Origin of the sequence: Nocardioides albidus (genome assembly GCF_006335005.1) — a bacterium.
Lineage (GTDB): Bacteria > Actinomycetota > Actinomycetes > Propionibacteriales > Nocardioidaceae > Nocardioides > Nocardioides albidus.
The window spans coordinates 64,045-64,551 of sequence record NZ_VDMP01000017.1 but is presented as its reverse complement, the minus strand read 5'-3'; the positions used below and the strand labels follow the sequence as shown (position 1 = coordinate 64,551).

Below are 507 nucleotides of genomic sequence, written 5' to 3'. Positions count from 1 at the left end.
GGGTGAGGCACGCCGTCGCCAGGAGCGCCGTCGTCCACCGTCCGAGCCGGCGCCGGTCCTCGCCCTCCAGCAGCGCGAGCCCGGCGCAGGCTGCCGGGAGCAGCCAGAGCAGGTACTGCGGGCTGAGGACCTTGCTGCCCACGACGAACGCGCTCAGCGAGCCGAGGGTCAGCCACAGGACGGCGGGCAGTGCCGAGCGCGGCTCGCCCAGGCGCCGCCAGGCCCGGACCCACAGCACGAGGAGCGCCGCTAGGAGCAGCGCCGTCAGCACCCCGGACGCCGCCAGCAGAGCGGTGGTCCAGGGCCCGTCGACCTCCCAGGCGAGCGAGCGGGCGAAGTGGATCCGGTGGTCGCCGGGTGCGAGGGCCCAGCGCACCATGGCGGGCGTGGCCGCGACCGACTCCACCTGCAGGCCGCGCTCGCCCTGGTAGGTCAGCGGCGAGACGATCCGGTCCCAGCCGCCCACGGCCAGGCTGGTCGCGACGAGCACCCCGCCGGTGACGGCCC

At 76.5% G+C, this 507-nt stretch carries 1 pseudogene; it reads right to left on the bottom strand.

Annotated features, from left to right (window positions below):
- Nucleotides 1-507, bottom strand: a pseudogene (locus FHP29_RS04625) (hypothetical protein); the annotation flags it as partial.